The organism is Xenorhabdus griffiniae, from assembly GCF_001028135.1.
Taxonomy (GTDB): Bacteria; Pseudomonadota; Gammaproteobacteria; order Enterobacterales; family Enterobacteriaceae; genus Xenorhabdus; species Xenorhabdus bakwenae.
Genome location: NZ_LDNM01000061.1, coordinates 1 through 8999, shown reverse-complemented (window position 1 = coordinate 8999; position 8999 = coordinate 1). Strand labels below are relative to the sequence as shown.

The 8999-nt window shown below is 43.9% G+C and carries 12 protein-coding genes; 6 read left to right on the top strand and 6 right to left on the bottom strand.

Features of this window, described 5'->3' with window-relative positions; all coding sequences use genetic code 11:
- The first annotated feature begins 162 nt into the window (after positions 1-162).
- On the top strand, positions 163-1005 hold the full coding sequence (locus AAY47_RS13345; protein ID WP_235428358.1) for a site-specific integrase: 843 nt from the start codon (positions 163-165) through the stop codon (positions 1003-1005).
- A complete protein-coding gene (locus AAY47_RS13340) occupies positions 1002-1598 on the top strand; it encodes a hypothetical protein (protein ID WP_047770634.1) in 597 nt (198 codons plus the stop codon). The genes AAY47_RS13345 and AAY47_RS13340 overlap by 4 nt, the downstream gene beginning before the upstream one ends.
- A gap of 85 nt (positions 1599-1683) precedes the next feature.
- On the opposite strand, the gene AAY47_RS13335 is transcribed toward AAY47_RS13340, so the two are convergent.
- A complete protein-coding gene (locus AAY47_RS13335; protein WP_047770633.1) occupies positions 1684-1962 on the bottom strand; it encodes a BrnA antitoxin family protein in 279 nt (92 codons plus the stop codon).
- Positions 1949-2236 carry a BrnT family toxin gene (locus tag AAY47_RS13330; protein ID WP_047770632.1) on the bottom strand — a complete coding sequence of 96 codons (288 nt, stop codon included), beginning with the start codon at positions 2234-2236 and terminating at the stop codon, positions 1949-1951. Before AAY47_RS13330 ends, AAY47_RS13335 begins: the two co-directional genes overlap by 14 nt.
- Before the next feature lie 1163 nt (positions 2237-3399).
- Between AAY47_RS13330 and AAY47_RS13325 the strand changes: the two genes are divergently transcribed.
- Positions 3400-4101: a replication initiation protein gene (locus AAY47_RS13325; RefSeq protein WP_047770639.1), complete on the top strand. Its 702-nt coding sequence runs from the start codon at positions 3400-3402 to the stop codon at positions 4099-4101.
- A 112-nt stretch (positions 4102-4213) separates the two neighbouring features.
- Complete coding sequence (locus AAY47_RS13320; protein ID WP_047770631.1) at positions 4214-4693, top strand: Hcp family type VI secretion system effector; 480 nt, start codon at positions 4214-4216, stop codon at positions 4691-4693.
- A 30-nt stretch (positions 4694-4723) separates the two neighbouring features.
- Here AAY47_RS13320 and AAY47_RS13315 read toward each other — a convergent pair whose 3' ends face one another.
- From AAY47_RS13315 to AAY47_RS13305, 3 genes are all read right to left on the bottom strand, one after another.
- Positions 4724-5167 carry a DUF1240 domain-containing protein gene (locus tag AAY47_RS13315; protein ID WP_053014284.1) on the bottom strand — a complete coding sequence of 148 codons (444 nt, stop codon included), beginning with the start codon at positions 5165-5167 and terminating at the stop codon, positions 4724-4726.
- 46 nt (positions 5168-5213) lie between these two features.
- Positions 5214-6101: a hypothetical protein gene (locus tag AAY47_RS13310; RefSeq protein WP_053014283.1), complete on the bottom strand. Its 888-nt coding sequence runs from the start codon at positions 6099-6101 to the stop codon at positions 5214-5216.
- 347 nt (positions 6102-6448) lie between these two features.
- Positions 6449-6760: a helix-turn-helix domain-containing protein gene (locus AAY47_RS13305; protein WP_047770630.1), complete on the bottom strand. Its 312-nt coding sequence runs from the start codon at positions 6758-6760 to the stop codon at positions 6449-6451.
- Between the two features lie 533 nt (positions 6761-7293).
- On the opposite strand from AAY47_RS13305, the gene AAY47_RS13300 reads away from it, so the two are divergent.
- Together AAY47_RS13300 and AAY47_RS13295 are read left to right on the top strand one after the other, a co-directional pair.
- Positions 7294-7566 (top strand): hypothetical protein, encoded by a 273-nt coding sequence (locus AAY47_RS13300; protein WP_047770636.1) that lies wholly within the window; start codon positions 7294-7296, stop codon positions 7564-7566.
- Entirely contained in the window at positions 7550-7867 is a 318-nt protein-coding gene (locus AAY47_RS13295) for a type II toxin-antitoxin system RelE/ParE family toxin (protein ID WP_047770629.1), read from the top strand. The genes AAY47_RS13300 and AAY47_RS13295 overlap by 17 nt, the downstream gene beginning before the upstream one ends.
- 18 nt (positions 7868-7885) lie before the next feature.
- On the opposite strand, the gene AAY47_RS13290 is transcribed toward AAY47_RS13295, so the two are convergent.
- Positions 7886-8254 carry a ProQ/FINO family protein gene (locus tag AAY47_RS13290; protein WP_047770628.1) on the bottom strand — a complete coding sequence of 123 codons (369 nt, stop codon included), beginning with the start codon at positions 8252-8254 and terminating at the stop codon, positions 7886-7888.
- Positions 8255-8999: the final 745 nt, after the last annotated feature.

Below are 8999 nucleotides of genomic sequence, written 5' to 3'. Positions count from 1 at the left end.
ACGCCGGCGAACTGTTGCAACTGCACCGGGAAGGGGCCAGCGCCGCCGAATTGCAACGCTGGCTCAGGGAAAAACGTATCCGGGTCGTTCTCTCCACCGTCACACGCTGGCTGGCACGCAATGGCTAAATTCGCCAGTCCGTCCAGGCAGGCAGCCTCCGTCATGAAAGCCATGCAGGGCAGCGTGTTACGCTCCGTTGGCACCGTGCGCAACTACGAACAGGCTTTAACCCGCGTGGCTGAATGGGTGAAGTCCTCCCGCGCCTGCTCTGACCTGCGAACACTGACACCGGCGACAGCCATCGACTATCTGGAAACCCGTGGCGAAGCCGTCGGACAGAAGACACTGGACATGGAACGGCAGGCCATTCAGACCATGATGCACCACATCACCGGCGTATTACCCCACGGCCAGACCCTTCCGGTTATCCGCGCTAAAAGTCCCCAGGTATTGACCGGCCGCGCTTACACCCCGGCACAAGTGGCGCTGATTGCCCGCGCACAGACCGCCAGAAACGCGCTGGCCACTGAGCTGGCGTATGCGGCCGGACTCCGGGCACACGAACTGCACACACTGGCCCCTGCCCGGGAGTGCCCGGCTAACGAGAGGCCGGTAACAGAAACCAAATGGAACGGCCGCGACGGCCATCTGTACACCGTACAGGGGAAAGGGGGGCTGGTTCGAGAAGTTCTGATCCCTCATCATCTGGCAGAACGGCTGGAAACCCTGCGCCGCCCTGAACCCCGGGCGGTAACAGACCGGGGGATAAATTACCTTTCCCGCTATGAGATTGGTGCCGGCAAAGCCTGGACAAACAGTTTCAGCGCGGCTGCCATCCGTGTGCTGGGCTGGTCTGCCGGTGCGCATGGCCTGCGCCACTCCTACGCCCAGGAGCGCATGCGCGAACTGCAACGGCAGGGACTTGTCCGGGAGGATGCACTGACCACCGTCAGTCAGGAAATGGGGCATTTTCGGCCGGAAATTACGGAGACTTACCTGCGATGAAATGGCGTGTAATAACAGGGCTGGCATTCCTGCTCGTTCTTTCCGTTGTCAGCTTTGGCGTCTATGCCAGCATGAATGCTCTTATCGTCGGCATACTGGCCGAAAATGACCGGATCAGGGTGATTGCACAGGGATTTGCCGTCGCCATACACTTCTGGCCTGTTGCGCTGGCCGGCGCAGTGCTGGGCGGGGTTCTCACCCTCATGGTTTCCGCGCCGGCGTTCAGCACAGCGCAGGATGCAGATCACGAGAGCCAGCGTAGATACTACCGGCAACAGGCCGAAGCCGCAGAGCGTCGTGCTGAACGCGCCGAGAAAGTCGCACAGCAACGGTTACAGACACAACTCCAGGCCGCAGAAACCCGGGAAAGGGAAGCCGTCTGCGCTTTAGACCGTGCCCGACAGCTTGAACAAGACGTCGCGGCCAAAGTCAGGAACATCATGGCAGAAACTGAAAGACAGCGAGCCACCGCTGCGCAGGAAGTTGAACAGAGCCGTATCAAAGCCCAGGATGCTGAACGGCGACGCCGGAATGCAACGGCTACAGCAGAAAGACTGCGCCGGAAACAGGATCAGGCATTCATCAAAAGCTGACCTTATCGGTGGTGCTACAAAATAATCGTCAATGTGATACGCTTCCTCAATGAAAAAGCCCACTTTTGTGGGCTTTATATGGACATTACTTATGATGCAAATCACGCATCATAGCTTCACGTAAGATAGCGTTAAGTCTCGTCTGATATCCCTTTCCTGCTTTTTTCAGCCAGGCCAACACATCAGCATCAATCCTAACCGAAGCTTGCGTTTTTACCGGACGATAAAACTTCCCTTGTTCGGATTTTTTCCAGAAATCATCATCCAACGGAGCAATATCACTATCAGACAATGCATTAAGCTCATATTTCCGATCTTCAGTCAGAGGTGACAGTTCACTTCGTTTATACCTAACTATGCTCATAACATTTCCTCTCATTCCGCTCGGCTTTACGTGCACTGATAATACGGATAATTTCGGTTCCATCTTCAAATCTTATTGTATGAGCAACCAAAACAACCACATATCCTTTTACTGTTCCAATCGTCTGCCAGCGGTATTCACCATTCTCAAAACGATCCTGAACTGATAAATGAAAAGGATCATCAAAAACAAGAGCGGCTTCTTCAAAACGAATCCCATGCTTACGAAAATTGGTTTCCGCTTTAACGGAGTCCCATTCAAACTCAAGCTCCATTTCCACACCACAAAATACATTTATGTATATACATATTAGTATAGACATAGTCAAATAACAAACTATGAATTTAACATAACATACATTGCCAGCACCGCCTGTACGCCCCTCAGCGCGGTTTTTGCCTCAACCCAGTAAAAACGCATTATCTTTCTCCCAAAAACCACGCAAAATTGTCTACACGCGTTTTTAACGCCATGCATAACTATGCACACCACTGCGTTTTTATGGGTTTTACGTCAAAAAGATCACGTAAACCGAATTTTAGTCAATTTCCCCACAATGATGATTTCGATCTGAATGGTGAGTAATCGCCGTGAAGATTATGAAATCAGCATGCTGGCACTGTATTTGCTCTGACGCCATTGATATGGGAACACGTCAATCCATATGGGCGGTTTGACCTTCCATAATCGAAATGGCGGCTGGTGACACGACGGTTGGGTCTACTCCGAATGAGGTTGTAAGTCGGAATGTTTTGATCACTGCAAAAAATATCATAGCTAAAAACGCCTCAGAGCGATTTTAAGCGATTTTATGACTTAAGCCATCCCTTTTCATGGATGTTTATAAAAAACGGCTGAGAATGTCTTATGGGCGGTATTATGCCCATGAGTGCATGAGGGATGCTCTTTAGATCAATTAAGACTTTTAGCGGATCAAACAACATACCGGAAGGGGGACTGAACTGAATGGATAACCTTCCCCCTCCCTGCTAAGCCGTGAGCGAAGCGAACCAATAGGCACGAAATAAAAAGGTTCTCGATAGCATGGAGTCGGAGACAGCAGGATCTAACTGTGGAACGCCCGTGAGGGCGGCTGAGAGGAGCCGCTTTGCGGCGACATCTTTTTTGTGATTGATCTGACAATATTTTCTGATTTATCCACAGGGAGAGCCCTTTTTTAACTTGTTTTTTTGTTTTTATTCTTGTTTTCGGTCGGTTTTTATCTTTATTAATCAATTAATTACATCATGATAAGTGGTGCTTTTGACGGTAATAGGTGGTGCTTTTGACGGTAATAGGTGGTGCTTTTGACGGTAATAGGTGGTGCTTTTGACGGTAATATTCACAACCAAATGTGGTTGACAAATAAAAGACACCACCTATATTCATGGTGGTGTCTAAAAAATGTTTTCCACTAATAATGGTACAAGACAAGATATGACCGAGATTATTGCCTACAAGTCAAATGCCCTCATTGAAGCTAGTTATAAATTGACTCTTCAAGAACAAAGAGTTTTATTGATGTGCATCGGTAAGTTGAACCCTCAAGCAGTCACGCCTGAAAAAAAATTTCAATTAACTGCCAGTGAGTTTTACTTAGCATTTCCTGATATGGGCAGAGAGAATGCAGAACGCAGATTACAGGAGGCTGCTGATAAATTAGCTGAACGTTGGATTTATATTCATTGGAAGGAAAAAGAAGAAAAAATAAGATGGATTCAAGGCCAAGCTAAATATTTTAATGGTCAAGGGAAAGTAGAATTAGTTTTTTCTGATCTAATTATGCCTTATTTGACACAATTAAAAGGCCAATTTACTACCATTGCAGTAAAAAATGTTTCAGCTCTAAAGAGAACCTATAGCATACGAATTTATGAATTATTAATGCAATTCAAAAAAACTGGAGATAGAATCATTAATCTAAAAGATTTTAGATCCATGTTAGGAATAGAAGATAAATATTTACAATTTAAGGATTTAAATAAACTTCTTTTAAAGCCATCTATAAAAGAACTAAATCAAAAAAGCAATCTGCTTGTATCCGTTGATACTGTTAAAGATGGGCGTAATGTTGTCGCTTTACATTTTATATTTAAAGAGGACAATCAAATTAAATTAGCATTTAACAAAAATTATTAGGGAATAATATAAAATCAAACCGTTTATTTAGATTTATATTTCTTTTTTAGAGAAAGTCTGTGTGATATGTTATTAGTTTAGATTATCTATAAATAATTAGGATGGTAATTTTATGTCATACATGATTTATCTAACATTAAACGGCAAGAAGCAAGGATTGATATCCGCAGGTTGCTCCACTCTAGACTCTATAGGGAACCGATACCAAAAAGGGCACGAAGATCAAATACAGGTGCTCAGTTTAGATCATTCAATATCTCGTCAACAGAATGTAAGCCATCATCCCATACAATTTATCAAACCCATAGATAAATCATCTCCATTATTAGCCATGGCAATAGATTCCAACGAATCACTAGATGGTAAATTTATTTTTTTCAGAACTGGTCAGATAGGACATTTAGAGCATTTTTATGAAGTCAAAATCACTGAAGCCACAATTTCTGAAATTTCTTGTACCTATCCGCACTCTATAAATGATTTTGATGCCATGCCATATGAAAGAATTATACTTAACTATAAATCAATCTCATGGAATCACGTAACAGCAGGTACATCTGCCTATAGTATATGGGAAGACAGAGTGTACTAAGTAAAAACTAAGCATATATTAAATATATGCTTAGTGACATAAATTTATATTTCTAACATATTCATTTGGTGCAATTAAAGATTTTTTACTACACGTTACATAACCAAAATACTTCAATTTATTATCAACATATAAAGATACAGGAATACTAAAAATAAACGCCAAGAAAAATAACCACACTAAAAAATTAACCATATGGCCTTTATATGGTCGAGGTTTATCTAAGAAACAAGCAATCATAAGAGAATACAACATATGAATACTTATTGGAAAACCAAAGGAAATAAAAAACACCCTCCAAGAAAAATACACTCTATCATTTAAATTAATTAATGAAATAAAATCACGCCATGAAAAAAAAACTACCGCAAACATTGATAACATAATCAGCATCAATATTAATATGTAAAAAATTCTACTCCATAAAGAAAAAATCACCGGTTTCTTGTTTTTATTTTCAATTTTACTTGGCATAAAGTTCTCTCATTTGATAATCATAAAATAAAAAATATTTCCATATTTAATTCCAAGGCCAAATAGCTGGTGTACTTACTCCCATAGCTTGGCGATTAATCTCATAATGATCACCTGGTATTTTTTTATCTACTTCTTTAATCGTTTCAATAACGCTATTTGTTATCCCTAATTCATTATCAAGATAATATAAAAGTGCCGCTATACCAACACCAATAAAAAACAATCCAACAGAAAGCCCTATTATACTCACTCCCGCTGCTAAAAAATACCCTGCCGCTATTTTACCAACAGCGGCAGTAGCTAACACAGTAACCAATGTCTTGGCCGCATCAACTGTTATATTACCCAGAAAATCGGCAAGCGCATATTCATCTTTTGTCATAAATTCGATAGTTCTATAAGCAAGAGAGAAAACTATACTAACCTTAACGCCAGTAACTATACCATTTACTAGACTTTTTGAACCAATTCCTATTTTTAATATCTTTTGATTATCAAGACGATAGTTAGTTCCTGTTATAAATTTCCTAACGCTTTGTTTACCTGTTATCTTAATATGTTTAGCTCCTCCTCTCCCTTTATATTCTTTAGCTTGAATACCAAAACTTTTAAACTCATCTATTATTTTAATCACTCCTATAGACTCAAACATATTTCCTGCAAACGACGATGCCGGATCTGTACATGAAAATATTTTATCTTTCCATGCCTTATATTCACCATTTTTACACAATGCTGCTTTTAAAAATCCTATAGCTTCTTCTAACGTTATTAGAGCATAATGTTCTTCATTACTTGTATCATTTAATTTTCTTTCAAGCTCAGCATATTGTCTTTTCCTATACTCTTTCATATGGCTAAGAGGTTTTAATCTTCCATTATCAAATACTAACTGCCCATCCATAAACTCATCTGAAATTCTTCTGCTCATTTAACACCCCATAAAACTACATAACCTGATAATTTATTGATATTTTGTCTCATATCTTATCGGACTCAGCTATTTTTTCTTTAGATTTTCTGAATTATTGGGAAGTGGATCAAGTTTCCCTGTCGGGATATAACATTGTGTTTTAAGCTCTTCGACCAGCTGATAAGTTTGGCTATGGCATTGAAGTTTCTGTCCTCATATTTAGGGGTTATAAGCGGGAAACTTCCAGTTATTAACACATTATAGGCATTAGCGAAGGGATGTCGGGGCTTTGCCTCGACCCAGCGTTTTGTAACACTGACTGCGTGCAGGCGGTGCTACAAAACACATTTAGCCCGGATTTGATCTCAAACTTTCTGAAATTTATTCCCAATTCCGTAGTCATCCTGACTAACCAGCGTATCCCAATCTGGGGCATTTCTGGGTTTTCGTTTTGTCATGCGTCCCCTTATATCAAAATACCGGCTTGGCCAGATTTGGGCAGGGTGCATATTCAGACGGCGGGCAATGATCCATTCGCCTCTAGGCCATGCCCGTTTCAGGACATTTGCCAGTGTGGAAGAACTTAAACCGGATTCACGGGACAGGGCGGCAACGGTTGTGCCTTGCTTATGAAGGGCGGCAACGATGTCGGCGGGATGCCAGTCTTGTGTATTCATACCTGCTTCACCTCATTGTTGTTATTGGTGGCGATTCAAACAGGGATCTCACAACCGGGAGTAACCTTCCGGTGAGGCCGAAGCCTCCCCTGCCTGAACCGCCATTGAACGGGCGAATGCAGGCGCACTGGCAGAAAATTCCTACCAGTGGGTTACTCTTAACAAGGGTGAGATTCCTTGACCATTGGATTTTGCTAATGGCGCTATCAGGTTAACGGGTTGGATAAAATATTTCAATAAGATAATCATATAGATGAAACTTAGTTATTCTCGTAAAAGATGGATGAAAATGGAACATGCAAAACCAGTATTAATGCTCTCTTAGGCCATGCCCGGTTAAGTTAACAAAACTTTGGGCAGTTCCGGCTAACAACCCTCAGATCTGCCATTTCTCGCGCCTTAATTTAATCAATTAAATTTTATGACGTATAATCGACACAGATAAGCCTGCCGGCACAACCCGCAGAAAACATGCCCCGTATGGGCTACCCTGCTACATTTCCCACACATTTCCGGAGATTTGAAGCATGACCATGAGCAACACAACCCACTATGAAAACGCCAACTTCCTGCGTGAACTGGCAGAGAGTCTGCCCCAGATCATGCCTGGCACCGACGCAGCCCGGAAAGCAGAACTCCTGCAACGACTGGCTAACGAAGAACTGGCGCAGGGCGAGTACGAAGAACGGGTAAGAGCCAAAGTTGCGGCCGCCCGCGCCGACAGTCGCCCAGGGATGACCACTGGACAGCTTCGCCAGCAGTTGCAAAGCCGTTATCAGGAGTTACGAGATGCCGTATCACGTTGAATGGAAACAAGGCGCTATCGAGGACGTTATGGCACTTTTTGACTATATCGCAGAAAATTCATCACTCTGGGATGCCAGAAATGTGACGGATCGCCTCCTGAATTCCACTGACAAACTGGCAGAGTTTCCCCGCCTGTACGAAATGGATCAGCGCTACGGCGAGGATATACGCCGCATAAGTCTGGCAGGACAGCATGTCCTTTACGAAGTAGACGATCAAGCGAAACAGGTTAACGTGCTGGCAGTCGTTGGACAACGGCAGAATCCCCACTCAATACGCGAGCAGGGGGTAAACGAATAACGCCCAGAAATGGCTGGTTCAAGACTTTTTTGCGTTTCTTACGAGAGCCGCCTTTGCATTACGCCGGGCTATCTGCCCTTTCGCTCTCTCCTGCTGTTCATCTGAAACCATCCCATCGGCTTTTCCATCAAGTCCGTAACGTTCCCCACCTCGTGCCAGCACATCCTGATACTTATAGCGGCAGGTGTACTTCACGAGCGCTTTTCCAAGTATCTCTTTGTCAAAAGGCAATCCGCGGGCTTCTGCATCCGAAATGAGGTCTTCCAGCACCCCCACTTTAAGAGGACGCGGCGCCCGGTAACAAAACAAAGCTGGCCAGAAACCTTCTAACAGCGCCTTTGCTTCCCGCTCAAATTGTTTTTTTTCTTCTTCAGTTTCTGTCGCCATAGTGCTCTCTCATTAAAAACATTGTTAAAATTAGCATTTTACATATTGTTTCACTCGCGTAACAGAACCGTTCACACCCCCCTCTTTTAAACAGGCCAGAAAATAACCAATTCGCACAAAGCTCACGCTACCCCGCTTTTGAGGGCCTGTTTTTTCATCAGGCTCACAACGTTATCCACAGTAAGCGTGGACAACACGCCGTATAAACTCCACTTTATCCTCCCGTCGGTTTTCGCCATAACCCCCCGCTATGCCCAGCAATTAAAAAGCTGGGCATAGCGGGGGGTTATGGCTTTGTTATACTTACACGCAATATTTTAAACGCAACTATCCTTAGCCCGGTTTTTACGCTATGGTGAAAACTGTGATAAGTCTGGTGCCCTTTGACGCACCCCTGCTACACCGGATACAGGTCAACGATCCGAGATTTCTGTCACCCAACAGCCCATTTGGCGATTTCTGATGCGGACAGCCCAAACGCCACTGAGCCAGTGTCACGGCCGCGATTTACCCACGCTGACGGGTAACAAGGCGAGATTAGTCCGAGCCTGAACCACACCGGTTCAAACCGGGGCAAATAGACATTCAGTTGTCGCTGAACCTTTTCAGGTCAGTCGTTCTTACACCCCCCAGCCCGTGGAGAAACACATGCCCCAGTTTGATGCAGGCAATGAGCTGGCCATGCTGCGCGAACAGACCCGGATGATCCGCAAGCAGCGTTACCGGAAATCTCGCCTCGATCGTC

What these genes read in the sequence shown, in the direction of transcription:
- AAY47_RS13335 (WP_047770633.1), bottom strand. Translation starts at nt 1,962, where the DNA reads ATGAGCATAGTTAGGTATAAACGAAGTGAACTGTCACCTCTGACTGAA.
- AAY47_RS13325 (WP_047770639.1), top strand. Translation starts at nt 3,400, where the DNA reads ATGACCGAGATTATTGCCTACAAGTCAAATGCCCTCATTGAAGCTAGT.
- AAY47_RS13320 (WP_047770631.1), top strand. Translation starts at nt 4,214, where the DNA reads ATGTCATACATGATTTATCTAACATTAAACGGCAAGAAGCAAGGATTG.
- AAY47_RS13290 (WP_047770628.1), bottom strand. Translation starts at nt 8,254, where the DNA reads ATGGCGACAGAAACTGAAGAAGAAAAAAAACAATTTGAGCGGGAAGCA.
- AAY47_RS13295 (WP_047770629.1), top strand. Translation starts at nt 7,550, where the DNA reads ATGCCGTATCACGTTGAATGGAAACAAGGCGCTATCGAGGACGTTATG.
- AAY47_RS13310 (WP_053014283.1), bottom strand. Translation starts at nt 6,101, where the DNA reads ATGAGCAGAAGAATTTCAGATGAGTTTATGGATGGGCAGTTAGTATTT.
- AAY47_RS13340 (WP_047770634.1), top strand. Translation starts at nt 1,002, where the DNA reads ATGAAATGGCGTGTAATAACAGGGCTGGCATTCCTGCTCGTTCTTTCC.
- AAY47_RS13300 (WP_047770636.1), top strand. Translation starts at nt 7,294, where the DNA reads ATGAGCAACACAACCCACTATGAAAACGCCAACTTCCTGCGTGAACTG.
- AAY47_RS13330 (WP_047770632.1), bottom strand. Translation starts at nt 2,236, where the DNA reads ATGGAGCTTGAGTTTGAATGGGACTCCGTTAAAGCGGAAACCAATTTT.
- AAY47_RS13315 (WP_053014284.1), bottom strand. Translation starts at nt 5,167, where the DNA reads ATGCCAAGTAAAATTGAAAATAAAAACAAGAAACCGGTGATTTTTTCT.
- AAY47_RS13305 (WP_047770630.1), bottom strand. Translation starts at nt 6,760, where the DNA reads ATGAATACACAAGACTGGCATCCCGCCGACATCGTTGCCGCCCTTCAT.
- AAY47_RS13345 (WP_235428358.1), top strand. Translation starts at nt 163, where the DNA reads ATGAAAGCCATGCAGGGCAGCGTGTTACGCTCCGTTGGCACCGTGCGC.